This is a genomic window from Tumebacillus lipolyticus (assembly GCF_042682745.1).
Classification (GTDB): Bacteria; Bacillota; Bacilli; order Tumebacillales; family Tumebacillaceae; genus Tumebacillus_A; species Tumebacillus_A lipolyticus.
Map to the genome: position 1 here is coordinate 1,122,739 of NZ_JBHUIO010000005.1, position 25,745 is coordinate 1,148,483.

17 protein-coding genes are annotated in these 25,745 nt (G+C 55.3%); 8 read left to right on the forward strand and 9 right to left on the reverse strand.

Annotated elements, in window-relative coordinates; genetic code table 11:
• Window position 1 precedes the first annotated feature (1 nt).
• Together ACFSOY_RS10510 and ACFSOY_RS10515 are read left to right on the forward strand one after the other, a co-directional pair.
• Window positions 2-1,150, forward strand: coding sequence for an ABC transporter permease (locus tag ACFSOY_RS10510; RefSeq protein ID WP_386046379.1), 1,149 nt, complete (start codon window positions 2-4; stop codon window positions 1,148-1,150).
• A 28-nt stretch (window positions 1,151-1,178) separates the two neighbouring features.
• Window positions 1,179-2,015 carry a P-loop domain-containing protein gene (locus ACFSOY_RS10515; RefSeq protein WP_386046381.1) on the forward strand — a complete coding sequence of 279 codons (837 nt, stop codon included), beginning with the start codon at window positions 1,179-1,181 and terminating at the stop codon, window positions 2,013-2,015.
• Window positions 2,016-2,152: 137 nt separating this feature from the next.
• Here ACFSOY_RS10515 and ACFSOY_RS10520 read toward each other — a convergent pair whose 3' ends face one another.
• The gene (locus ACFSOY_RS10520; protein WP_386046383.1) at window positions 2,153-3,391 is read right to left on the reverse strand and encodes an MFS transporter; all 1,239 of its coding nucleotides are present in this window, start codon (window positions 3,389-3,391) and stop codon (window positions 2,153-2,155) included.
• A gap of 252 nt (window positions 3,392-3,643) precedes the next feature.
• Between ACFSOY_RS10520 and ACFSOY_RS10525 the strand changes: the two genes are divergently transcribed.
• Together ACFSOY_RS10525 and ACFSOY_RS10530 are read left to right on the forward strand one after the other, a co-directional pair.
• Window positions 3,644-4,372 carry a DUF1284 domain-containing protein gene (locus ACFSOY_RS10525; protein ID WP_386046385.1) on the forward strand — a complete coding sequence of 243 codons (729 nt, stop codon included), beginning with the start codon at window positions 3,644-3,646 and terminating at the stop codon, window positions 4,370-4,372.
• A gap of 278 nt (window positions 4,373-4,650) precedes the next feature.
• Window positions 4,651-6,327: a methyl-accepting chemotaxis protein gene (locus ACFSOY_RS10530; protein ID WP_386046387.1), complete on the forward strand. Its 1,677-nt coding sequence runs from the start codon at window positions 4,651-4,653 to the stop codon at window positions 6,325-6,327.
• Window positions 6,328-6,465: 138 nt separating this feature from the next.
• Here the strand turns inward: ACFSOY_RS10530 and ACFSOY_RS10535 are convergent, their stop codons facing one another.
• The 5 genes from ACFSOY_RS10535 to ACFSOY_RS10555 all read right to left on the reverse strand — a co-directional run bounded on the left by ACFSOY_RS10535 (window position 6,466) and on the right by ACFSOY_RS10555 (window position 13,722).
• Entirely contained in the window at window positions 6,466-7,680 is a 1,215-nt protein-coding gene (locus tag ACFSOY_RS10535; RefSeq protein WP_386046389.1) for a bis-aminopropyl spermidine synthase family protein, read from the reverse strand.
• A gap of 466 nt (window positions 7,681-8,146) precedes the next feature.
• A complete protein-coding gene (locus tag ACFSOY_RS10540; RefSeq protein ID WP_386046391.1) occupies window positions 8,147-8,683 on the reverse strand; it encodes an ion channel in 537 nt (178 codons plus the stop codon).
• A 174-nt stretch (window positions 8,684-8,857) separates the two neighbouring features.
• Entirely contained in the window at window positions 8,858-9,982 is a 1,125-nt protein-coding gene (locus ACFSOY_RS10545) for a response regulator (RefSeq protein WP_386046393.1), read from the reverse strand.
• Entirely contained in the window at window positions 9,969-13,094 is a 3,126-nt protein-coding gene (locus ACFSOY_RS10550) for an ATP-binding protein (RefSeq protein WP_386046813.1), read from the reverse strand. The genes ACFSOY_RS10545 and ACFSOY_RS10550 overlap by 14 nt, the downstream gene beginning before the upstream one ends.
• Before the next feature lie 178 nt (window positions 13,095-13,272).
• The gene (locus ACFSOY_RS10555; protein ID WP_386046394.1) at window positions 13,273-13,722 is read right to left on the reverse strand and encodes an SRPBCC family protein; all 450 of its coding nucleotides are present in this window, start codon (window positions 13,720-13,722) and stop codon (window positions 13,273-13,275) included.
• Between the two features lie 194 nt (window positions 13,723-13,916).
• Between ACFSOY_RS10555 and ACFSOY_RS10560 the strand changes: the two genes are divergently transcribed.
• The gene (locus tag ACFSOY_RS10560) at window positions 13,917-14,723 is read left to right on the forward strand and encodes a DUF6597 domain-containing transcriptional factor (RefSeq protein ID WP_386046396.1); all 807 of its coding nucleotides are present in this window, start codon (window positions 13,917-13,919) and stop codon (window positions 14,721-14,723) included.
• Window positions 14,724-14,981: 258 nt separating this feature from the next.
• On the opposite strand, the gene ACFSOY_RS10565 is transcribed toward ACFSOY_RS10560, so the two are convergent.
• The 3 genes from ACFSOY_RS10565 to ACFSOY_RS10575 all read right to left on the reverse strand — a co-directional run bounded on the left by ACFSOY_RS10565 (window position 14,982) and on the right by ACFSOY_RS10575 (window position 22,245).
• A complete protein-coding gene (locus ACFSOY_RS10565) occupies window positions 14,982-15,431 on the reverse strand; it encodes a LytR/AlgR family response regulator transcription factor (protein ID WP_386046397.1) in 450 nt (149 codons plus the stop codon).
• A gap of 134 nt (window positions 15,432-15,565) precedes the next feature.
• A complete protein-coding gene (locus tag ACFSOY_RS10570) occupies window positions 15,566-20,905 on the reverse strand; it encodes a DUF8202 domain-containing protein (protein ID WP_386046399.1) in 5,340 nt (1,779 codons plus the stop codon).
• 455 nt (window positions 20,906-21,360) lie between these two features.
• On the reverse strand, window positions 21,361-22,245 hold the full coding sequence (locus ACFSOY_RS10575) for an SDR family oxidoreductase (protein ID WP_386046401.1): 885 nt from the start codon (window positions 22,243-22,245) through the stop codon (window positions 21,361-21,363).
• A 117-nt stretch (window positions 22,246-22,362) separates the two neighbouring features.
• Here ACFSOY_RS10575 and ACFSOY_RS10580 point away from each other — a divergent pair, with 117 nt between their 5' ends.
• The 3 genes from ACFSOY_RS10580 (at window position 22,363) to ACFSOY_RS10590 (ending at window position 25,639) form a co-directional block, all read left to right on the forward strand.
• Window positions 22,363-23,337 (forward strand): helix-turn-helix transcriptional regulator, encoded by a 975-nt coding sequence (locus tag ACFSOY_RS10580; RefSeq protein ID WP_386046403.1) that lies wholly within the window; start codon window positions 22,363-22,365, stop codon window positions 23,335-23,337.
• A 165-nt stretch (window positions 23,338-23,502) separates the two neighbouring features.
• The gene (locus ACFSOY_RS10585; protein WP_386046405.1) at window positions 23,503-23,982 is read left to right on the forward strand and encodes an SgcJ/EcaC family oxidoreductase; all 480 of its coding nucleotides are present in this window, start codon (window positions 23,503-23,505) and stop codon (window positions 23,980-23,982) included.
• A 103-nt stretch (window positions 23,983-24,085) separates the two neighbouring features.
• Window positions 24,086-25,639: a PucR family transcriptional regulator gene (locus tag ACFSOY_RS10590; RefSeq protein WP_386046407.1), complete on the forward strand. Its 1,554-nt coding sequence runs from the start codon at window positions 24,086-24,088 to the stop codon at window positions 25,637-25,639.
• Window positions 25,640-25,745 lie beyond the last annotated feature (106 nt).

Consider the following 25,745-nt stretch of genomic DNA (forward strand, 5'->3'; position numbering starts at 1 on the left):
GATGAAAACGATCATTCGCAAAGAGGTTCAATTGTTGTTAAAAGAGAAGGGCACCTTCTTCTGGCTGTTCCTGCTCCCGATCCTGTTTATTGTCATGTTCGCATCGATCTTTGGAAACATCGGGGGCAAGGACATCGCGATCCAATATTTTGACCAAGACAAAACGCAGGCATCCGAGCAGTTCCTCAACACGATCAAAAGCATAAAGGGGTTCGAGCTGAAAGCGGACGCCGACCTGACGCTCGACGAGCAGCTGCAAAAGATCAAAGACGGCAAGCAATCCTCCCTGCTGGTCATTCCCAAAGGGTTCGAGGATGCGCTCAAGTCTGGCAGCGCCAAGGCGGACCTCGACCTCTACCATGACGCCACCGCCGATCAGGAGGTCGCTCCGATCCAAGCGGTCCTGCAAAACATCGCCACCAACTACCGCGAGGGCAAGTTGAACAGCACCCTCAAAGCGCTGGGCAAAACGGAGGCGGAAGTTCAGCAGATCTTGACCCCGCCGGTCAATATCAACGACATCAAGGAGAACGCCTCCAAACTAGACATGGTTTCACAAGTCGTTCCCGGATATACGGTCATGTTCGTCTTCTTTATCATGATCTCGATGGTGCGCTCCTTCATCAAGGAAAAAGAGTCGGGCATGCTGGCCCGCCTGCGCTGCACGCCGCTCAAGCCGCTGTCCTATCTGATCGGCGAATGGATCTCCTTTATCCTGATCGCCCTGATCCAGTGCACCGTGCTGCTGGCGTTTGGGCATTTCGTCTATGACCTTCACCTGGGCGATGTGTTCGCAGTCGCGCTGATCGTGCTCAGCCTCGCGATCTGCGGCACAGGAATCGGGTTGGCGCTCTCCGTTTGGGTGCAAAGTGAAAACCAAGGTATCGCCTTCACCCAGATCTTCACCATGGGCGGTGCGATCGTCGGCGGGCTCTGGTTCCCCTTCGATCTGCTCCCTGACGCGGTTCAGATCGTCGGGCGCTTCACCCCGCAATATTGGGCACAGCACGGTCTGCAAGATGTGATGATTCGCAACGCGCATCTCGCCGACGTCTGGCCGACGCTCTTGGTTCTGCTCGGCTTTGGGGCACTCGGCCTCGCCCTGGCGGTGACCCGCTTCAAAAAATTCATGCTCACCGCACATAATTGATGAGTACAGAAGCGAGTTGATAGAATACATGACACGAACAAAGCTTGTGATGATCGAAGGAATCATGGGATCGGGCAAGACATCCACCGCTCAGCACATCACCGATCGACTGCGCGCACAGGGCAGGACAACCGACCTGTTTCTCGAAGGTGACCTCGATCACCCGGCCGACTACGATCGGGTCGCCTGCTTGACCCACGATGCGTACCAATCCCTGTGTGAACAGCATCCTGGCTGTGCGGCGGCGCTCCAACAGGCGGTGACGCGGGATGGTGACGACTGGCTCGTTCCTTATGGCAAGCTGGATCAGCAAATTCCACCCTCGCTCACTCACAAGCTTCAACAGTTTGACATCTATGATGGAATCGACCTCGTGAACCACAGCAGACTCCTGCAAGCAAGCTGGTCACAATTTGCAGAGCGAGCGGTCGAACGAGATGTGACCACCGTCTTGGAGTGCTGTTTTCTGCAAAACCCGATGTGCGCCTTTCTCGCCAAACATGACGCGGGTATAGAAGCGGCCGCACAACATGTGTTGCGCTTAGCGGAGCTGATCGGGCCTCTCCACCCGTTACTGTTCTATTATTATCAGCCTGATGTTCGCAAGACGGTCGAGCGAGTATGTGCAGAGCGTCCGAAAGCTTGGCTCGACTTTGTGATTCAGTATCATACAGAGCAAGAGTATGGGAAAGCGCATCGTTTGCACGGGTTTGACGGACTGATCGAATTTCTCCAAATGAGACAGGAAGTCGAGCTTGAGATCTGCAAACGACTCCCGTTTGAGACGGTGATCCTCGAAAACGACGACCATGATTGGCCGCGACTCCTAGCGCTCGTCGACGCTGAGCTACAAGCGAGACTTTAATCGACTCTGTTCAGGTGCTGTTCCGCCCGTACAATCCATGATGCAGGCATCACGAGGGCGACTTCACGAAAAAGGCTCAAAACTGAGACGCAGCCAAGCGTCAACGTTTTGAGCCTTTTGTTGGCAGAAGTTTTAGGTCAAGGCGACTTGGCAGATGGTGCCTGCGTTTGTTCATAACTAATCCCACGTTGCATCTGATTCCGAAACAACACCGTTAACACGAACACGGTGAGCGCAAACAAACCAGCCCCCCGGTACATCCAGTCGATGTCATAAGAAGCCACAAGTCCCCCGACAACCATCCCCGTGATATAACAACTGGTGGTAAAGAGATTGAGCAGCCCGAAATACCTGCCCAACAGCTCTTCCGGCACGATCATCTGAGCCAGCGTTGTGGCTACAAGGTTGGGGGTCGACTGCAGGACGCCGAAGAAAAAGAGGACGGCAAGCTGGAAGGGTGGTGGGACTAGCGTTAGCAAGATCAACATCGACCCGAGCCCAGCAAAGGCGGTGTAGGTCATCGTCTGATATGGATCAAATCTATGGACAAACTTCGGAAAGATCGCGGTGGCGATGATCGTTCCGAGTGCGATCATTGCGTTGAGCAATCCGTAGGAAAACTCATCTCCCTGCAGAGATCTAGCGTTGTAAACAACTAACTGCGGCACGAACAAGCCCATCAAAAAGCTACCCAGCGTAAAGACGGCCAGCAGTTTCGGAACGGCTGGGATGCGCCGCACCTCCTTGATCCCGATCAAGACATCTTGGAGAAGTGAAGTCTTCGCGGTGCGATCTACAAAAGAGTTCTGAGGAAGCGCCGACCCATTAGCGTGATAGACCACTCGCAGCAAGAACAGGGCGGAGATCAGAAACGTGGTCGCGTCAATAAAGAAGGGGATATGATACCCCAATGCCCCGACGATCAGACCGGCAGACATCGTTCCGATGATCCGCACAAATCCGGAGATGCCAAAGCTCCAGCTGTTTACGACCGCCAGTTCATCGCGGTTGGCCACCTTGGTGATCACCTTCTGTTTTGCCGGTGCGAAGAAGCAACTGAACGATACCTGAACGAGCAAAGCGACATAGATCAGCCAAATGTTTGACGAGAAGAGAGGAATCGACGCCACGACACTTGCGCGAACCAGATCACAGACGACCATGATCTTCTTCGGCGAGTGTCGATCAGCAAAAGCGCCCCCGATCGTAGCAAACAGAATGATTGCAATATTTTCTGTGATCATGATCATACTCACCAATACGGGACTCTCCGTCGCCTTGTAGATCAAGAGCATGATCGTCCCCGCTGTGATCCAATCCCCTACATCGGAGAAGAATTGGGACAGTAATAGATTTCGAATGTTTCTTTTTCCCACAGGTACCCTCCTTGCTCGACAAAGAACTTGCAGCTCGCACAAGGTAATTATATCCTGTTTCGATCAAAATTTGGAAGTATTGATTTTGATAATGGAAACTGGGATTCATATCTTTTTACCCCAATTAGGCAAATGTTCCCCTAGCCCCTTCCGAATCACTCAGGATGCCGACCACAACCCCTCGCCACCTCGCTCGTAAAAAGCATGTGCTATAGTAGAAACATCCTCTAAACAGCAAGGAGACGTTTGACGATGCCAATCGCGTTGCGCGGGCATCATCTGCTCTGTCTGCTCGGGTATCGAGGGATGGGGTATTCGGATGCCTATGTGGACAATATGACTGAAGTGTATCGGACGTTGCTCGCCGATCCGCAGACCGAATGCGAGCTTGTGAAAGGCCCCGATCAGCTTTGCGCCTGCTTTCCCCCAGACGGCGATTATCACTGTGAAGATCGCACGGTGGCAGAGCGCGACGCGCTGATCCTTGAGCGCTTGGGCCTCGTCACCGGTCAGATCGTGACGTGGGCTGACATCCTAAACCGCGTCGCCACCTCGCTCCAACCTGACGATCTACTCCAGATCTGCTCGACCTGTCCGTGGCTTCCTTACGGGGTCTGTCAGGATGGTGTGCGTCGAGTGGTAGCGGGTGAGCCACTCCCGATCGTCCGGCCAAGCGTGTACGGTGTCGACGTCGATCAGCAGACCCGCTGCCAGCACTACCACTCCGAGCTGGACATCATCGCCTTAAAGTTCGGCTGCTGTGAGCGCTATTATTCCTGCTATCAATGCCATCTGGAAACGGCGGACCACCCGCCAAAGCCCTGGCCGCAATCTCGGTTTGACGAAGCGGCAGTGCTGTGCGGCTCCTGTGGACATGAGTTGACCGTACATGAGTATAAAGAGTGCGATTCGAGATGCCCCGCCTGCAACGCATCGTTCAACCCAGGCTGCGCGGCTCACCATGCGCTCTATTTCGAATAGTGAACCTGCTTCAGACAGCACGAGGCAGAAGCGATGATCATCGACCGTACCGCCCTCTCCTCCGCTCGGATGAAATTGTGATGACAACCGAGCGGCGAGCAGGGCTTTTCTTATGCATGAAAGTTCGCGGAATCTCTGCTCACCTTTCATCCAGCTTCTATAATCATTCTTATCAAGCAATCTTGACAACCTAATCATTTTTATTAAAAAATACCAATGTGTTATATTATTTCCATAAAGATATTGTCGATTGTATCGATTGTGGAAGGAGCATTTGAATGAGACGAATCAGGCACAAGCTTCTATTATCCTTTATGATCATATTCTTGCTGATGATCAGCGTTGGCGTCACACTCTATGTCGAGCTGGAGTTCCGGACGGATGACGCGCTGCAAATGAAAAACAAAACGCTGATCACGGCGATCCAAGCGGACCAGATGAAACTTTCGGTCGTGCAGGTGCAGCAGTTCTTAACAGATGCGAGCGTCACCAAAGATGTGACCGGATATGATGACGCGGCAGAATGGGCGCAAGAGTTTGAACAAGCGTTTGCCAAGATTGCTGAAGTCAATCCGGAAGACGATGCGAACCTCCAGTCGATCAAGGCGAAGTTCGATTCCTATTACGAGTTGGGCCAAACGATGGCACATGCTTATATCGAGCAGGGAGCTGAGCAGGGCAACCAGATCATGGAGTCATTCGATCAGATTGCCAAAAGCCTGAACAATGAGATCAACAAGTATCGGGATCGAGCATTGAGCAACCTTGAGAATTCGGTCGGGCAGTTAGAGCAGTCGATACAATTTATCCAGCGCTTGATGGTGATCTTGGCGATCGTCAGCTTCGCCCTCAGCATTGCGATCGCGTGGTTCGTATCGAAGTCGATCACCAAGCCGCTGACCAACCTGCTCCTGCGAGCACAGGAGATGGCAAAAGGCGATCTCTCCACCGAGATTCGCCAGATCTCACGGGACGAGACGGGGGAGCTGACCCAAGCGGTGGAAGCGATGCGCAAACAGCTCCGCGAAATGCTCGCACACATTCGGTACACATCGGAGCATCTAGCCTCTTCCTCCGAAGAGCTTGCTGCCGGCGCTGAGCATGCGACGATCGCCACCCATCAGGTCGCAAGCAGAATGCAGGAGCTTTCCGAAGGCTCTCACGCTCAAGTGCAGGATACGGAGCGAAACGCGAGCGCGATGGAGCAGATGGCTGTCGGCATCCAAGTGCTTTCCAATACGGCTCGCACCATGCACGACGCCGCAAAAGGTGCGGCAGCAGAAGCGGAAGAAGGCAGCCATGCGATGCGCAAAGTCATCGAGCAGATGGATGCGATGTCAGACTCTGTTCAAGTGACAGTCCAGGCGGTGAACCAGCTTGGCGAGCGTTCGCGAGAGATCGAGCAGTTCGTAAATGTGATCACGGCGATCTCCGAGCAGACCCACCTGCTCGCCTTAAACGCCGCGATCGAAGCGGCGAGGGCGGGTGAAAATGGTCGCGGGTTTGCCGTGGTTGCAGATGAAGTTCGCAAGCTGGCAGAGCAGTCCAAACAATCGGCAGACCTGATCATCGGCGTGGTGCAGATGATTCTCGGCGAGACTGACATCGCCGTGCATTCGATGGATCGAGTGGAGCAGGATGTAGCATCCGGCCTGACCGTGACGAAGAGCGCGCAGACCGCCTTCGAAAAGATTTTGCTCGCCGCACGCCTTGTGGCCGAACAGGTGCAAGCGGTGTCTGCAACTTCGAAACACCTGTCGGACGGGACGAAGCAAATCTCCGCTTCCGTAGAGGAGATCAGCGAGATCGCCAAGTCTTCCGCCGCCCAATCCGAGCAGGTGGCCGCGCTGTCGGAAGAGCAATTGGCCACGATGGAAGAGATGAAAGCTTCGACCGATGGACTGACGCGCATCGCCGAAGAGCTGAACGGCCATGCGCAAAAATTTACAGTGTGAGCGAAACGCCGCAGTTTGTTCTGCCATCAGGTTGCACGTGCAGCTCTTTGGAACTTGAGATCGGAAGTCGTGACGAAAAGACCGCAAGTGCAAATGCACCTGCGGTCTTTTGTTTGCCGATGTCTCGCCCGATCTCCCTCAACCTGCCGTAGCCTGATCGCTCCCATCGCCTTGCTCGCCTGCTGTCTGCACAGTCGTTTTGCTGACGAGCTGGAACGTATCGTTTTGGCAGGAGGGGCACCCCCGATTTTTCAAGTCTTCGATCGTGGGCACATCACCCTGAGCCCCAACATAGACCGCTTCCTCACACCGCATACAGCGATAGGTGCGCAACGTCCGTTTGACCTCGCCTGTATAGAGCGCATCTTCAAACGGCGCGATGATCGGAGGGGCGGTGAGCTCCGTCGTCTTCAAGACGATCATCTGACTTCTGTTGGCGATCATCTCCGCCCCTTCATACTCGTTAAAGCGCGGAATCGTGCTGCAGACAGTCAGCCCCATCCGCACAAACTCGCGCTGCATCGCCAGCATAAACTCGGGCGATTTGTGGGCGAAAGACAGGAAGATCGGCGCCCCCTTCCGCCGCTTCAAGGCGTTGATCCCCCGCGAGACGAACAGGGTCATGCCTTGCAGCGTGTACGGCGGGTCGGTAAAAAAGCTGTCGTACTGCTCATGCATCTCTTCTGGCAGCGGCTGGCGCAAGTCCAGCTGACGACACCGGATCGGCAACCGCTCCCGGTCGGCGACTTGTCGAATGTAGCTGATAAACCGCGCGTCGAGATCGACCACATCGATCGCTGCTCTTCGATCGCTCCGCTTGGGAAAAAGCAGCTGGAGCAACAGGCTGAGCGACACGCTGACCAGATCATCATCGCCGACGCACAAGATCTGCTTGCCGATCAAAGCGTGGTGCTTCAAACAGAGGATGGCGCGGCGCAAGCTGGTCTCCGCCGTGCATTTCGATTGGTCGATCTGCACGTTCACCTGGGGGCGCGAGCGGAAGATCGCTTCGAGCTTTGCCAGCAGTTCTCCCAGTTCATCAGCCCAGTCCAGCTCCCCGCCGATCAGCCGTTGGTACAAATTTTTGTCGATCCCGCCATACCCAAGCTCCTTTTCGATCCACTCCGCACCTCGGTCGGTGCAGCGCACGCCGCGGCCCTGTTCCAAAGCGCCCGCTCTGATCAGCTCTTTTTTGATCGCGGTGGCCACCGGAATCGGCAACAGCGTTTTTCGCGCCAGCTCTTTGGTCGAGATTCCCGGTCGCAGATAGCATTCGATCAACAGTTGTTCGATCACCTGCGCTCCTTCTTGCAGCTTGACGTTTGCGTATGCTTCTTCGATTCTATCTTTCAATGTGAACCCTCTTTTCTCCACGTTTTTTCCAACAAAAAAAGGGCAGTAGATGAACATATCGTCCATCTACTGCCCCTTAAAGGGTCATCGCCTGCGAATTGCGCCTTGCCGGAACGTCAACAAACAGCAGGCCAAAAAAAGCCTGACAGGTCCGACAACATAAAAAAACCGCGCATCAGAGCACGGTTCTCGCAGCCAACTGGATACGGTCGATGTCTCATGTTCTTAACTAACTGCAGGTCACCCCGTTTTCGAGCATGAGCAAACAAACCACTTGAAATGTGGCTTTCGGTTCAAGCGAACGGAATCGACCTTATGCAATTTGATTAGTTAAGAACAAACGCGGACATCCACACAGCCCCTATCGTTTTCGTTGCTTCCATTCTATAACAACCGCCTCAATCGATCAAGGTTCACCTTCCGCATGAGGAACGTCTGTCTACCCTTGGGTCGCCAACTGCTCTCTTCACTCAGGCGAATCAGCTTCTTTTCCCGTGAACATCCTTTCGGTCGATTGCTCGCTCACCTTTGACCGCGCAAAAAAATAGCCCACAACGCTGGCGACAAAAAAGGCGCTGAGCAGATAGCCGAAGATCATCTCCACCGTTGTGATCGCCTTGATGATCGCTGTGCTCGATACGATGTCAGCTTGCCCGGTCGCCGTGAAGTGGCTCACGCTGTAGGCGATAAAGTCCAGCCCAGACAGCTCCCCTGCACTTTGAAACGACCGGTGATCCACCCAGTTCATCCAGCTGTAGAGCAGCGCAAAGACCAGCAGCAGTTCGACCATGATCAGCAGGAGAAACATCACGATGCTCCTCGTCTTATAGAGGGTCACATGCCGGATCACCAGATAGGAGAAAAACAGGAGCGCCGCCAGATTGAGAATCGCCACCAGAATGCCTACCGGTTGCGAATGAAACACGAAAAATGTAGCACTTGGCACAAAAATCAGAAATTGCACGAGAAAAAGAATCGCAACTTCCGACTTCGTCTTCTTCACCCTTTGTTCCGCCTTACGGGACACTTCTTTCCACCCCTTCTTTCTAACAACCGCCTTCCACCCACAGGAATTCTACCAGACGAACCTCTCAAAGTTCTCACAAGCCCGCCTCTGTGACCGCACGCAAAAAAGCAGGGAGCGCGTCCGACTCCCTGCTATCAAAAACGCTTTCGATCACCGATTGTTCAAAAAGGAATCGGCTTGGCTTTTCATTTCGGCCGGAGGTGCGAGCCCCAGCTCCTGACGGTAGGCAGCTTCGAAGCGGGCGTACTGTTTGGCGAAGCTCTCCTTGTTGCCGCTGTGCGAATACACTTGCAGAAGGGCCAAGTTCATCTCCTCATGCAGCGGATAGGCGGTCAGGTACGCTTCGAGCCTTCGCTCCGCCTTTGCCCACTCCTGGGCAGCGAAGTCCTGCCTTGTCAGGTTGCGCACAAGCGAGGTGTACTGCTTGCGAAACTGCTCTTCCAGCGGAGCCTTCCAGAGATAGTCCTTTCGCTCAAGCAAGGGGCCTGCGTATTGCGCGCAGAGCTGTTCTGCACGCGCAACATCGCCAACTCCATTCGCCGAGGAGAAGTCATGCTGTTGAAAGGCCAGCACGTCATACGTTTGATCGGCCGTATCCAGCAGATAGCCATCGATCGTCTTCCGAATGTCCATGCCGATCTCATGCCCTTTTAGCATCTTTTTTAAGCGATAGATCGTGTTGTGCAGGTTGTGGGTGGCGCGATCCTCATCCATCTCCGACCACAAAAAGTCGGACAGGCGCCACTTGCTGATGTCCCGGCCGGGATGGCAGAGAAAAAAGGCGAACAGCTCCTCCGTCTTGCGCGTCGGCCAGCGGACGAGCGCACCCTCTGGATTGCGAACTTCAAACCCGCCAAAACAGCGGATCGTCGATTGCCGTCTCGGCTGCTCGACCCGCACCACAGGGGGTCGCTGTTTGAGCAGACGGTTCATGATCCGCTCGATCTCCATCGGCGTCACCGGCTTCAAGATATAGTCGAATGCGTACACTTTAAATGCATCGAGCGCATATTCCTTATAGGCGGTTGTAAAGACGATTTTCGTCTGATCGGTCATCTCGTTGATCTTTTGCGCGAGCTCAAGCCCGTTCATCTTCGGCATTTCCACATCGAGAAACACGACATCTGCTCGGAGTTCAGGCAAGCTGGCCAAAGCCTCTAGCGGGTTGGAAAAGGCACCTACGATGTTGTAGTTTTGGTTTTGCCCAACCACATATTGCATCAGATCTAGGACCGACTTCTCATCTTCCACGATGACCACGTTAAACAACTTCACTCCCCCATTCCCCCTCCTGCTCGGCCAGCTCCTCCTGACGGATCGGCAGACAGATCATCGCCTTGGTCCCGCGGCCCAGCTCCGAGCTGATCGTCAGCGTCGCTCCGAGGATCGCGTCGATTCGCTTGCGGATGTTGGCGATCCCGATCCCCCCGCTCCCCCCGCTCCCACCGTTCGGTCGCTCGCCCCTGGACAGCTGGAAGAGCACATCATCTGGGATCCCCACCCCGTCATCCTCGACGATCACCTGCAGATAGCGATCCCCCTCGTGGATCATCAGCCTGACTCTGCCGCGCCCCTCTTTTTCAAACAGCCCGTGCCGGATCGCATTCTCGACAAACGGCTGAATGCATAAGGAGGGGATCGTTCTGTTCAATACGCTCTCTTCCACGTGGCAGACGAAGTCAAACCGCTCCCCGAAGCGCGCCTGTTCGATTTCAACATACGCTTGGATCAGCTCCAGCTCCTGATGCAGCGGAACGAACAGCGTGGTACGATCCATATCCAAAATGTAGCGCAGATACTGGCTGAGCATCGACAGCAGATGGGCCGCCTTTTTTCCGTCCTGGTAGCAGAAGGCGATGACGCTGCTCAGCGCATTGTAGAGGAAATGCGGCTTGATCTGCGCTTGATAAAACGCATGTTCATTGCGAATCGCCTCCTGAATCGAAGTCTTCATCGCGATCAACGTCTGAATCCTGGCGATCAGCGTCTCCTCGTCGAACGGCTTGGTCACATAATCGTTCGCCCCCACGCGGAAGCCGAGCGCGATGTCCTGTGAGGTCTCCTCGCCCGTCGCAAACAGGATCGGAAGGTCGAGAATCGAGTAGAGACGGCGCAGCATCTGGCACAGCTCGATCCCCGAACGCCCCTGCATGATGATGTCCAAGATGACAAGGTCGACATGCGGATGCTCTTTCATCTTGACCATCGCCTCCTCTGCGGAGAAGGCGGTCACCACGTTGTACCGATTTCGCCTGAGGATGTTCAACAGCGTATAGATGTTGGACGCTTCATCGTCCACGATCAGAATCGTGTGCTCGTGCTGATTCAAAATATCGAAGGGCAGCGGATCGCCGACCGCCCGTTGCCGTTCCTCGGTCAAAGCGATCGGCTCTTCTGACGCAGGAACTCGTTCTGCGCAGGGCAGGGCAAACGTCATCCGCGTCCCCTTTCCGACCTCCGTCCAGTCGATACGAATCTCGCCGCCCATCCGCTCCACCAGCTTCCAGCTGATGTACAGACCGAGCCCTCTGCCGGTGTATTCATCCCACGGCAGCGGATGATCGAGCAGCTTGAAATAGTCGAACATCGTCGCATGCTGATCGCTCGATATCCCGCTCCCCGTGTCCTCGACCGCAATGTGCACCTTCCCCGCCGCCAGGTTGGATGTCACCATGATCGTCCCTTTGTCTGTGTGCTTGATCGCATTGTGCACCAAGTTGTACATGATTTGATGCAAGCGGTTCTCATCTGCTACCACCCATACGTTCGACCCGACCCGATTTTCCAGCCGCACCGGTTTGCCCAACAGCTCAAACCGCAGCACATCGATCACCAACTGCGCCACGACTCTCACGTCGACGATGGTCGAGCGCAGGGGCAGCTCACCATGTTTCAGGCGGGTGACATCGATCAGATCCTGAATCAGCATCGACAGCTTCCTCGACGTGTCTTTGATCAGCCACAAGTTTTGCGTTTGCTTCTCTGTCAGGTTGTGCTCCTCATCGTCGAGCAGGTGGGCGGTGATGTTCATCATGCTGTGCAACGGCTTCTTGATCTCGTGGGAGGTGTGCTTCAGAAATTCATCCTTGTGCTGATTGGAGATCTTCAGCCGATGCGAGAGGATCTCCGTTCGCTGCAAGGCGTTGGTAAATCTCACCGCCAACAGGAAGTTCATGCAGGTGATGAAGCAGACCACCCCGACTTTGCTCACCAGATCCACCTGCACCAAATTTTCTGTATACAGCACCGATTCTAGCAAGAAGACCAACAGGGAGACGCTCGCCCCGATGAAGAACAGCCACTCCTTCCGATCCAGTGCCAGCTGTTCGTTTCTGCTGTACAGATAGATCATCCGCCCGATCATATACAACAGGATGATCGCCACATAGGCGCTGGTCAGATATTGGACCGTGCTGTAGACCGAGTAGGGCAGCAGGGCGATCAGCAGCGTGTACAGCGCGATCGGCGCGGTCAGCACAACCATCTTCCGAAATGAGATCAGCCGATGATCGACTTTGTAAAAGAGCGCGAGGATCGCCACCCCGCTGAGCGACAAGCTCAGATCTAGCAGCTTGTAGGCAAGCTCAAACGGGATGGCCGGAAACAGGCGCAGCAGAATTTTTTCACCGAAGAGCGACTGAGCGATCAGCAGGAAGAACAGATAGAGCCCGCTGAGCAGATAGATGCTCTCCCCCCTGCGCAGGAAAAAGAAGCTGAGGTGGTACGCGCCGAACATGCCCAGAATCAAGATTGCCGCCACGTCAGTACCGATCTGGATTCCGTTTTGTCTGGTGATGTCCTCCTCCAACCCAAACTGGATCGAATTGACGATACCGCCGGTGATATATTCGTAGTTCGCCACTTGCAACACAATTTCGATCTCGCGTGCGTCGCTGTGAAAAAATGTGCTATACGGTGTGTTTCCAGGCTGACTCCCCGCTCGATCTGCTGCGGGAAGCCCGCTGCTCCCCTCAAGCTTCCCATCGATGTACAGGCGATGCGACATGCGGATGCTCCGCAGCTTCAACCCGTAGATTTCGTCCGCATCGCGAAGCATCACTTTCAGTCGGTAGGTGCCGTAGCCCTTTCCGCTCTTCCCGCCAGCTGTGATCGCCCCCTTCCACGTGCCGGGGACAGACAGGTAGGCGGCGTCTGCCCGAGGCTGTACGAAGTCGGCCGGCTCCAGCAGTTGACCGTCATAAAACTCCCACTCTCCGTCAAGGTTGACCATCCCCTGCTGGTGCAGATCCCACGCTGATAGATCGAGCACCCCCTGCTGGACAGGCGGTGTGTTCCCCTCTGGTATCGTTTGATAATAGATGCAGATATAGATCGCGATCGAGAGCAAAAAGATCAAGCCGACCCCGATTAGATTGCGTTTGCGCATTCGTTCCAACTAGACAGTCCCCTCCCTGCGGAAATCGACTTCATCTATTCTATCATTCGGCGCTCACCTAAAACTCACAAAGCGCACGCCGCAGTCGATCGACGCACAAAAAACCTCTCGGCCGCTTGGCACGAGAGGTCGTTCATCCGATTCGCTTTGGGCGGACTCCCGCTCCGATCTACCAGCCGAGATCGAGCGTCTTGCCCGTTTCGGCCAGCGTTTTGATGTTGCTCAAAATCAGCCACCAATGCTGATCCGCATTTTGCGCCGAAGGGTGGTTTTCTGCCCACTGGTCGTTGACCAACGTCAGTTTGGTACACTTGCCGACCGTCTCCAGCGTGAACGTCACGCGCGATGTCAGCCGTTCATGGTCGGCCTGATAGCAGGCTCCCGGGTGTTCGATATAGCTGAGCACCTTGTGCGGCTCGTAGGCCAAAATGTTGCCGTACACGTGCACCGTCTCATCGCCCTCTTCGCCCGGGCCCACATAGGCGAACGAATCCCCTTCTTGAAAGGTCGATCTGATCACGCATCCAAAAAAGGTCTTCTTCGTTCCTTCGGGGGAAACGAACGCATCCCATACCTGCTCCGGCTGCGCATCGATGTAAAATACATATTTCATATCCATGTGGCTTCCTCCTCACAAATTGTGCATGCTGATCAATGTTTGCCGACTGCTTGCGCTGTCGCTAGGATCAATTATAAAATTCTACCTATAAAAGTATTGTAAAAACGCGACAGCAGACGACCGTACTCTTCGCCAAAGCGCGAGCCGCCTGTCGCTTCGATTCGTCAATTCCAACTGAACAGGAGTGACTGTAGATGAGTACCACCGTTCAGCGGCCAAGCTTGGGCGTTCTGCATCTAGGCGAGGGCGAAAAGAGATTTCGACTTTCTCGCTACGCCCCCTCTGCTGAGGTCAGCTTTTTTGTCAGACACTACTGGATCGTCAGCTGGGACTTGACCGATCAGGAACCCTATCTGCAAGATGTGATCCCCAACCCCTGTGTGAATTTGGTGATCGAGAAAAACAAATCGGGCATCTACTGCCCGGCGAGAAAGAAGTTTTCCTACTTCCTGCAAGGAAAAGGATGCGTGTTCGGGGTCAAGTTTAAGCCGGGCGGATTCTACCCGTTCCTCCGCCAGCCGATCTCCACATTTGCCCAGGGGGAGGTCTCGCTTGGCGACGCATTCGATCTGGATGATGAGACGGCGGAGCGCTCGATCTTCGCGCTCGACGACGAAGGCGCGATGGTCGAGTTTGCCGAATCATTTCTTCGCCCCAAGCTGCCGCCGAGGGATGAGTCGGTCGTTCTGATCAACCGCATCATCGAGCAGATCATCGAGGACCGAGAGATCACCAAAGTGGACGATCTCTGCGAACGATTTGACCTGAACAAAAGAAAGCTGCAGCGCATCTTCGACCAATATGTCGGGGTCAGCCCCAAATGGGTGATCCAGCTCTACCGAATCCAGAATGCTGCCGAATCGCTCGATCAGGAGGATCGACAGCCCGATTGGTCGCAGCTGTCGATCGACCTCGGCTATTATGATCAAGCGCACTTTATCAAAGACTTCAAAAGCATTATCGGCGTCACCCCGGTCGAATACTCGCGGAAAAAATTATAAGCCTGCGCTCAAGCTCGAACTCCTCCACCTGCCGACAGACAAAAAACAGACCTCCTGCGCACATGGCCAGGAGGTCTGTTTTTCACTTTGAGCCGAAGCCTTTTGCCGATCTCTGCCTGCGAATGAACACAGATGGCAGAGTCGCCTGTGGTGTCGCTCGATGGTGCGCACGTTCTGAAAGCTGGCTTCCCTTGAGACCCTTTCCGCATCCCGCATCCACCGACACACTGCAACAGAGCGACTCTTTTGCTCAATCCTCTATCTTCGCACAGGCAGGTTGTTCAACACCTGATAAAAATAGCTGATGCGCTCCGGCTCTACATGCCGCTCGATCTCCATCGAGCGGTTCGCCTTGCTTTGCAAGCGTTGCACCGTCTGTTTCAACCGCTCCAACTGGACCGGCTTCATCATGTAATCGACCGCGCAAAGCTCAAACGCTTGCACCGCATAATGATCGTAACCTGTCACAAACACGATCTCGATGTCCGGTAAAGACATCTTCAACTGTCTTGCGATCTCCAACCCGCTGATCTCCGGCATGTTGATATCTAAAAATACAGCGTCCGGACGAAGCGCATTGGCCATTGTGATCACTTGGATCGGATCTGAATACGTCCCGATCACTTCAACACCGCCAATGTCGCATTCGAGCATTCTCTTCAAATGCACGAGCGGGAGCAGTTCATCATCAGCCAGCATCACTCTCATCTGTTTCACCCACCTTACCATCCTTGAATCCCCGTCCTTGCACTTTTCTCCCCGATTTGGATCGTGTAAACTTCACCTTCCACCCCGTCATCCTGACGGGCCTGACGGAGTGGAGGCGAAAATCGAACGAGCGATCAGTTTGACAGCCAGTCTTCTCCGCCTGCTGAGCGGTCTGTAAACCGATGCTTTTGCGAAGCTTCCTCGATGTTATGGAACGCCCAATGGCTGCTGTCCACATCTGGCCAGCTCGATTGCGTGACCCCATGCAACGGCCCGCGTTTAAACAGCTGGTTGAGGATGGTGACCGCCTCTGCACGCGACAGCTGCTGCGCCGGGCGGAAGGTGCCATCCGGGTAGCCTGCGATCACGCCAGCCTCACGCACGGCCGCGATGATATCATGCGCCCAATCATCTGTTGTCACATCTGTAAAGCTGTTGCCTGTAGCCGTACCGCTCAAGCCGAGATACTTGAAAGCGACCGCCGCCATCTCGCGGCGCGTAATCGAGCCGTCCGGCTTGAAGGTGTGATCGGGATAGCCGCTCATCCAGCCGGTTGCGCTCACCCGTTTGATGAACGATGCGGCCCAATGGTTTTCAACATCGAGCAGTTCAACCGCATCTCCTGTCGCCTCGCCGCTCAACATGCCCGCGTTGGCAAGCATGGTGGCGATCTCGGCGCGCGTCACGCTCCGATCCGGTCGGAACGTTCCATCCGGATAGCCGCTGATATAGTTTTGGTGTACCTTGATTCCCTCGAAATGCAGGATGGTGAAGGTGCTGAACTTGGTCAGGCTGAAGCGAAGTCCCAATTCGCCACCTGCGAGCGTCACCACATCGCCAAAGACGACCTCTTTCTCACCGTCTGTGTGCTCGATGAAGATTCCCAGCTCCTGCAGATATTGCTGCCGCGCTTGCTCATCTTTTGGCAGATCGACATCGCGCAGCGGAAGCGTCAGCACGACCGGACGGCTGGACAGGTTCGTCTCGATCGTCATCGGGCGCGTCACCACTTCGAACCGATTTTTCCCGGCCACTTTGCGCACGACCGGCTCGGTCTTCGCTCGGTCTTCCACTTCCTTGCGCAAGCCCGGGTCTTTGACCGGAACCAGACGGAAGTAGAAGTCTTCATCCAACCCTGCCAGCGAGGAGCTCGGGATTTGGATGATGCCGTTCGCCGTGTAGATCTCCAGATCGATGTTGTGCTTTTGCAAGATGTGCAGCGTCTCGCGCAGCACGTTCACATCGACTTCGCTCACCTTATCTTCCGCGTCTGGGATGACGATGCGCGCGACATGATCGCCTGTCAGAGCAGCTTTCTCAGCCGTCTCTGCCGCTTTGTCCGGTGTGAACACGACCTTGTCGGTGATCTTCCCGTTCGCGTGCTTCGTCCGTTCGATCTGCAGCTTGGTGATGCCTGTCGGTCTGTCTCCACCGATCACAACATCCACGGGGATCCATTCTTTCGTCTCACCTGGAGTACCGCCATCACCAGTACCCGCTCTGGTGACGGTCAGCTTGTACTCTTTTACTTTGTTCTCAGGGTCTGTCACCCTGACGACTACCTGATTGTTGCCGACCTGCAAGGCGAAATCATCGCTCGCTTCGCCGCTGTCTACAGTCTGCCACGGCCCACCGTTGACGCTGATCTCAATCTTCGCGTTCGGATCGAGCGCTTTCGGTGTCAGATGCAGTTTTTCTACGCCATTGGCCACCTGCACCGTGTAGGAAGGCTTGTCCGCATCGAATGCTGGGCTCATATTGCCTGCCGATGGCACCAGCGATTCCAGCTTGTCGGTCGAACGAACGATCGTGGTCGTGTACTCGTTCAAAAGGTTGCCGCTCTTGTCATATACCCCTACTTTGACGATGTTGATGCCCTCTTTTAGCGGGAGGTTGTCCCATTGCCCCGGGGCTACTTGTACACCGTTTAACGAAACCTTGACATCCGTATCCTCTGGCGCGAACGCTTTTGGGTTGATGCTGAATTCGGTCGTATCGTTCGGCACCCTCCCTGCATACGGCCCATAGTGACCCGGATCGAACGTTGGGCTCAAGTCGATCTTTTTAGACCCATCAGGCGACAGACCATTCAGATCGAGCTGCGAAAGCCGTTCACCCACTACAGCATCGACCGTCACCTGCTTGCCCTTGGTCGTCTGCTTGCCATCCTTCACGGCGACCACGTCGAGCGTGTACGCACCATCCGGAAGGTTGTCGGGCGTTGTATAGCTCCAGTTTCCTTCCGCATCGACAGTCGCGGTCCCGCTCGCGACGACCGTGCCGTGCTCATCCTTGATCGTCACCGTCACCGTTGCATCCGGATCGGTCGTTCCTTTGATCGTCGGCTTGGTGACATAGATCTTGTCAGAAGCAGGCTTGGTGATGTTCAGATCGGGCGCTGTCGCCAGCACCAATCCGTCTCTGGCATCGGTCAGCGCTTGCAGTGCCGCCGCCACTTCGCTCGGCGTTGCGCCCTGGTTGTTCAGCACACCGTTCGCATCGGTCAGCGCTTGCTGGAACGCCGCCCATCCTGCCGCCTTATAATCGCCTTCCACCAGGTTTTCCCCGACGATCTCATCCACTTTTGCTTGCAGGTCGCCTTTGTCCACCTGAGCAAATGTAAAGTAGGCGCCATCGGCGAGCTTGCTGCTGTCCAGCGTCACCTTCCCCGCAGCGTCCAGCAACAGTTGGCTGGAAGGCGAGGCGAAGCTCTCCTCTTGGCTGATCAGCAGATAGGTCTTCACAGTTCCGTTCGCACCATCCGCTTGCAGCGTGATCGTGCCGTCCTGCCAGCTGTCCGTCTTGTCCACTTTGAAGACTCGCTTCATCGTTTTCAGATGTTTTCCGAGGAGGCGGTTGTCATACGCCACTGTCGCGCCGTTGTCGCTAAAGGTGAAAAACGAATCGTCCTGCGCGATCGAATTCGCATTCTCCTTGTTCGAGGCGGCGATCGCTGTGCCCAGCGAAAGGGTCACCGTCGCTCCGCCCTCCTGCGACTTCGACTGCTTTTGCTCCAGATCGCTCCCGCTGTCTTTGCCGATCCCAGTGATGCGTTTTCCGTAACCCGCATTGTCGTCAGCTTTCCACATTTTCGTGCTGCCGTTGCTGGCCGTATAGTCAGACTGCCCATCATTCAGCGTCAGACCATACTTGAGCGCGAGATAGCTTTCGATCCTGTTTCGATCGGCAGCGGTGCTCGCCGGATAGAGGATGACCTCGGAGAACTCCCCGTTAAACTGCTGCCAGTTCGAGCTGTTGCCAGCCCCGTTGCTGCCGCCGATCATCGGGATAAACTCTAGGGAGGTAAATGCCGCCGGTCTGTTCAAAGTTTGGTTTTTCCCATTCAATCGGCCAATTGCGTTTGAGTCCCCTGCATGAATATCATATCCGGCCAAGCGATATTGCCCGTAATAGGTGTACGGGATCTGATAATACGTGCTGTTCACACCGTTGCCAACATGCAGAGCACTCGACTCTTGGGCAAAAACGGCCGCTCCGTAATTCGTGAAGCTCTGCCTAGAGCCGACGAGTGCACCGCCCGCATTCTTCCTAAAGTTGACGACCGCATATCCGTCCACATAGCTGATCTGTTGGTTGCCATCCATGCGGTTTTGCGGCAACACGTTGCTGGAACCACCGTTCTCAAACTTCACCGCCGGATTGAAGTTGACTCCGCTGCTCAGAACGCTCGGCGCCCCGTACACTGTGAAATCGTTCGTGCCGGTCTGATCATTCCAAGCGGTCAGCTTGCCGTTGGTCGATTCCACATCTCCATCCGCCTTCAGCCACAGCGAGGCGCCACCCACCCCGCCCGGAGTACCTGCTGATGCTTGCTTCACCGTCGCCAGCTGCGAAAAGTCGCCAACCAAAAGGTTGGAATGGGCATGCTTCAGATTCCCGTTCGCCTGCTCATAGGTTACGGTCGTCTGCACCGCATCTACTCCGGTGATCGGTTGAGACAAGGTCAGCGTGACCGATTGGCCGTTCGCCTGAATCGAGTCAATCACGAGCGTCTGCCCGTCGTTCGTCTCCACGCGGAAGCCCGCTTGGTCGGTCAGGCTCACCTCTTGATCGAACGTCAGGACGATCTGCTTACCCGATCTGCTGATCACCGCGCTGGTCACTTTCGGCGGCGTGGCCGCATAGGTGAAATACTGACCGTCGCTCAAAGTGAGGCTCGCAGCCGAATACGTTGTGCTGCCCACCTGAAGATCGGATAGCGGCACTTCTGTCGCCACGCTAAAATCGGTGTCGCTGTTGCTCACGAGCAACTTCGCGCCGGACGGAATCGCCGTTTTCGCGATGGCGACTTGCACCTGTCCGACCCCGTTGCTGTTCTCGGCCTTCCAGACGCGCTGTGCGTGGAACAAGTCTGTGCCACCGATCTGCTGATCGAACGTCAGCGGCTTGCCGTTGTCGCCCCAGAGCAAGTATTGCTTGTCCTGAGCGAATACTGCCTGGTTCGCCGAGTTGGTCTCCTCGATCGAGCCTAAGCCGATCAGAACTTGATCGCCCGTATTCGTGCTGTGGCTCTGCTTTTGGTTCAGCGATCCGTCCACATCATGGCCGATCCCGGCGATGTTGTGACTATACTGCGCATTTTCTGCCGCCTGCCAAATCGCAGCTCCCGCAGAGTTGAGATAGTTGATAGAACTGCTCTGATCGATCATATAGCCATACTTGATCGCGAGGAAGGAGCTGACCTGTTGACGCTCCGTTTCGGTGAGCACGCGGTCATAGACGATGATGTCCCCGATCGCACCTTGCCAATATTCCCCACCACCGATAATCGAACCGATCCGCGCTTGGGTGTTTCCGGTGTTCCAATAGTTTCGGTTGCCGCTCCCTAATGTTTTCATTCTGCTATACAGGCTCGCATCTGTACCGTCCCAAGTTCCGAAGAGTTCATTTGGAACTCCAACCTTCCAGAAATTGCTAGGACTTTGAAATGCGTTGCTATGCCCGGTCAACGCACCTGTCGTGTTGATCTGCATCATTCCAATCATCTTGCTTGTCGTACTCGTTCCCCATGAAATGATGTAGTGGTTGCCAGTGTCCACCTTCGTCTGCGCCACCGCGACGATCGTTCTGGGGCTGTTGCCCTGCGGAAGCTTGGCGATATCCAGCAGAAGACTGCTGTTGCTCCCGTTGAAATGCACGACGGGGTTGAAATTCACATTGTGTGCCGCGTCATCCCAAAAGGTAGGTTGATAGGCGGGTGTCGCTTGTGTCGCGTGGTTCTCGCTTGCGCTTCGATCCTTCCATTCGGACACGCTTTGACCGCTCGTTCCCTCCGGCTGGAGCCACAAGATCGTCCCCGCAACTCCGCCTGGGGTTCCAAAACTTTCTTCAGCATCATCCGCAACAGCTTTGGACGGAACAAATGCGTTGGTAAGACCTCCGAACGCCAAGCTAAAGATGAGCGGCACTGCTAGCTTCTGCTTCCAACTACGATTCTTGCTTCGTACTCCCATCTTTCGATCCTCCTGTTCCCATTGCTCGACCATGCCATCTGTCGGTCGGTAGAAAATCGTTTCCGTCTCTGTGATTTTTTCGATTCATCACACCTTTCTGTCATTTTCTAGCACATGGCTTGTCCGCTATTTGACAGCGCCCATCTCATCTCTGGATGCCTGCTTGTTCGGTCACCATTTACTGTATCAGGGTGAACTATACAAGAAATGAACAGCGCAGTTCGTCGTGCTCTCTTGGTGTTATTTATTAAAAAGAGACCCCCTTTGCAGATGATCGCTAGGAGGTCCCTTCCGTTTCTTTCGAGTATTCAATTGTCCGGTTTGTATCGATCACAAGTGCTGCAGCGCCGATCGCCCTTTCTCGTCTGGGCAATCTTGAGTCGATTCCCATCATCGCAAGCAAGACGCTTCACCAGCAGCATTCAGCATTCAGCACCTGCGAACTGCCAGAAAGATCACTTCTTTACATGCTCTGCATAGTACCTGCCCCAGTGGGGCTGACGTCCATCGATGTCTTGAAACCCGTATTCCTCCACCAGCCCCCAAGTCGAGAGCGCCTGACCCGACTTTTGGTTCACCAGAGGATCACTTGCTAACGCGACCACAGCGCGACCGAGATAGTAGGGCGTCTCCGAAGCGATAAAATGCGGTTCCTGCTCCGCCCCTGCTTGCCAGTTGTCCTCGGTGACGCCGAACAGCTCCAGCATCGCTTCTGAGCGCAAAAAACCGGGTGTGAGCGAAAGTGCGGTGATGTTCAGATCGCGGCTCTTCAAGTCGGCAGCCATCGCTTCGGCCAGATGGATCGCCGAGATCTTCGCCAAGCTGTAGAAGTTATTCCCTCTGTAGTCATAGCTGTCCCCGTCGGTGATCTCGATGATCAGCCCCTGATCGCGTTCCACCATCAGCGGAGCGCCGTATCGGCTGAGCATCATGTGTGAATGCACCGCTTGCGCCTGCATCTGCAACCCTTTTTCTAAGCTCAGCTCCCAAAACGGTTTCCCCCACTCGGTGAGCGGATCGCCGCCCCAAACATCGTTGACCAACAGATCGAGCCTCCCCTCCTGTTCTTGGCGCACCCGCTCAAACAGTGAGATCACCTGCTCCTCTACCGTCAGATCGACCTGCACCGGGATTCCGACCCCGCCGCGCGCGGTCACCAGCTCCGCCGTCTCTTCGATCGTCTCCGGTCGGTTCATCGCCGAGCGACTTGCACGCGTGCTGCGGCCCGTCACATACACGGTCGCACCCGCTTCTCCCAAACATACGGCGATCGCGCGCCCTGCACCGCGGGTCGCCCCCGCAACCAACGCTACTTTTCCTGCCAACAGATCGTTTCTCATCTCGCCCACCTCCTGAAGTCTTACCCTCAGGATACTGCAGCATATATGACATCGACTGTCATATTCGCATGGTACAATTGTGCCAAGTATCAGCCTGCACCAAAGGAGGATTGATCGATGAGAGCAGATCGCCTGTTGACCATCTTGCTGCTGCTGCAAATCCACAAACGCCTCACGTCTGCCGAATTGGCGCAGCGACTGGAAGTTTCGGAACGAACGATTCACCGCGATATGGAAGCGCTGAGCAGCGCTGGCATCCCTGTCTTCGCCGAGCGGGGCAGCGGTGGGGGCTGGAGCTTGCTGGGCGATTACCAGACCTCGCTAACCGGTCTCAAATCGGACGAGATCCTCTCCCTCTTTCTCCCGCAGCCCACCCATCTGCTCGCCGACCTCGGCTTGGAAGCGGCGTCCAAAAACATGTTTCTCAAACTGCTCTCCACCCTGCCCAGCGCCTCTCGCCAGGAAGCGGAATCGATGCAACAGCGCATCCATATCGATACGACCGGATGGAGTCGGTCGGAGCGCGGGATCGCCATCATCCCCCAGTTGCAAGAAGCGCTCTGGCAGCAACGCCGACTTCAGATCTCCTATCAAAAGGTGGACGGCCTGGTCGAGCGGGTGATCGATCCGCTCGGATTGGTCGCCAAAGGCAGCGCGTGGTATCTCGTCGGGATGGTGGAGGAGAATGTTCGCACCTACCGCGCCTCGCGGATTCTCAGCGCCACGCTGTTAGCTGAGCCAAGTTCCCGCCCGAGCCATTTCAATCTGCGCGCTTATTGGGAAGCAAGCGCGGCGCAATTTGTCACCAGCTTGCCCAGCTATCGGGTGACATTGCGCGCTCATCAGGCAGATCTGCCTCGCTTGCGCCGCCTCAAATTTAGCCGGGTACTCGAAGAGTCGGAAGCTGACCACAGCGGCCATCTGCAGATCGTCGTCGATCTGCAGACGTTCGATCACGCCTGCGAGTCGATTTTGAGCATGGCGACCGCGGTGGAAGTGATCGAGCCGCTCGCGGTGAAGGAGCGGGTGGTTCGGCTGGCAGAGGAAATTGTGCGCTTTTATTCGACTGCTCGTGATCATTATCAGACATAGATCTCACAGCGATGCGATCCATTTGGTTCGCACGCCTGAAACAGCAAGCTCGCTTTGCCCGTCCGTCAGGGTTCCCACCATTTCAGTTCGGCTCCGGCGCTGTGATATACTTTTGTGAAATTGGAGCTTGCGGCTCTGTACAAGCTCCCCGAGGAGGAAGTTGCGATGAACCTTTCAATCGATCGTTCGGAACGAGAGCATACTGCTGAGGAGTACGAAGTCACCGCCCTGTACCAGCGGTTGATCGAGAGCTGGAACAAGCGCGATGCGGATGCGATGTCCGCTACGTTTGCCGAGGATGGTGAGCAGATCGGATTTGATGGAAGCCAGCTCGTCGGTCGGCCCACGATCGCTTCCCATCTTCAGCAGATCTTTACCGACCACATCACGCCCCCATTTGTGTGCAAGCTGCGAAGCGTGCGCTTTCTGAGCGCTGAGGTCGCAGACCTTCGCGCCATCGCGGGAATGATCCCGCCTGGACAGTCTGACTTAAACCCAAGTCTGAACACACATCACACGCTCCTCGCCGTCAAGCGCGAAGGCGAGTGGCGCATCGCGCTCTTTCAAAATACTCCCGCTCAGTTCCACGGCAGGCCGGAGCTGGTCGCAGAAATGACGGCGGAGCTGCGAAAGACTCTTTCGTAAGCCCCTCTACAGCCCTGATTAACGATCCATATTTTCGGGGACTCTTTTGATATTCGATGGAAATCTCTTGAATCGGGAAGCGCAAGAGCTATGAGGTGAACGTATGGGAACCAGCCCTTTTACCGTGGAGCGGCTACTGCAACTGCCCGTGTTTCGCCAAGCGAAAGTGATGGCCGGGCAGGAAGGTCTGTCCAAGGAAATCTACTATACAGACTGTATGGAAACGCCCGACCTGACCGGGTTTCTAAGACCGAACGAACTGATCTTGACCACAGGCTACTCGTTTCGCCATGAACCGATGATGCTCTGCCGACTCCTCGACGAGATGCATCGCGTCGGAGGCTCGGCAGTCGGGATCAAAGCGAGACGGTTCATTCAGGAAGTCCCCCCCGAGGCGTTGCAGAAGAGCAACCTCTACGGCATTCCGCTGTTCGACATCCCCTTGGAGATGCCGTTTATCGACATGACGCATGCGGTGATGGATCAGATCCTCGATCGGCAAGCGTTCATGCTGCGGGAAGTGCGGGAAGTGAATCAGCAGTTTACCAACCTGGTGTTAAACAGGCGGACGACCGAGCTGGTCGTTCTGGTCGGCCATCTGCTCGCCTGTGAAGCGGCCGTATTGAATCAGGAGGAAGAGATCGAGCAATGCACCTCCTCCTTCAGCAAAGCGGAGATTGCTGAAAAGCGGGCCATTCAGATCGGCAGCAGGATCACCGGCTATCTGGCCATCTCCAGAGAATTGAAAGAGCGGGATCGCTTTGAACAGATGTGCCTCGATCATGCGGTCACCGTTTTGGCGATCGAGTTTACCATCCGTCAGTCCCAACAGCTGCAGCGGGAGCGCGAGCAGGAATCGTTTCTGGTCGAGCTTTTTTCCGGCTCTTCCCATCAGGAGGAGCTGCTTCGCTATCGGGCCAAACAGTTGGGGATCTCCCTCCGCCAGTTTCACTATGCGATCGTGATGCGCGTCGATCGCAAGTCCGGCTTGGACAATGAGCAGCTCACCCTGTTGTCCAATCAGCTTTTGCACAAGGTGAACAAGCCAGGGCTGCATGCGCATAAGGGAGTGGTGATCAACGACTCGCTGATCGTGCTGTGCTCGTCCACCTACGAGGAGGCGGACAAGCAGCGAGAAGAGGCGGAGGCGCTGATCGCAGAGCTGACAACACCTGCTGAAGATCTCCCGTCCGATCTGCAGCTGTTCGCCGGGATCGGAAGAGTGCGCCAGCTTCTGTCAGACGTGCCGTTCAGCTGCCAAGAAGCGCAAAAGGCGATCTCGATCGGGCAGCAGACATTGCCCAAACAGAGGATCGTTCATTTTCATGAGATTCTGGTCGAGGACTTGCTGCTCGATTCGGCAGGACATCCGGTGCTTTCGATGCTGACCTCGATGCTGATCGAGCCGATCGTCACCTATGATCGAGAGTATGGCACCGAGCTGATGGCCACGCTGAGCGCCTTTCTCCGCTCGGGCGGCAACACCAAGCGGGTGGCGGAGGAGATGTTCATCCACCGCAACTCGGTGCTGTATCGCTTAGAGCGGATCGGCGGGATTCTCCAGACCGACCTGAACGATCCTGAGGTGCGCTTTCGGCTGGATGTGGCGATGCGCGTCTGGAAAACGCAGGAAGTGGACATCCTGTCGATCCTCTAAAACCGCGGCACGATCTGCCGTTTGTGATCGTGCCCAAAAAAGGGCGTGAAGTTTTAGGTCGCTTTCCATAGGGAAAAGCGGCTTTTTTTTGATAAAGTGAAAAAAC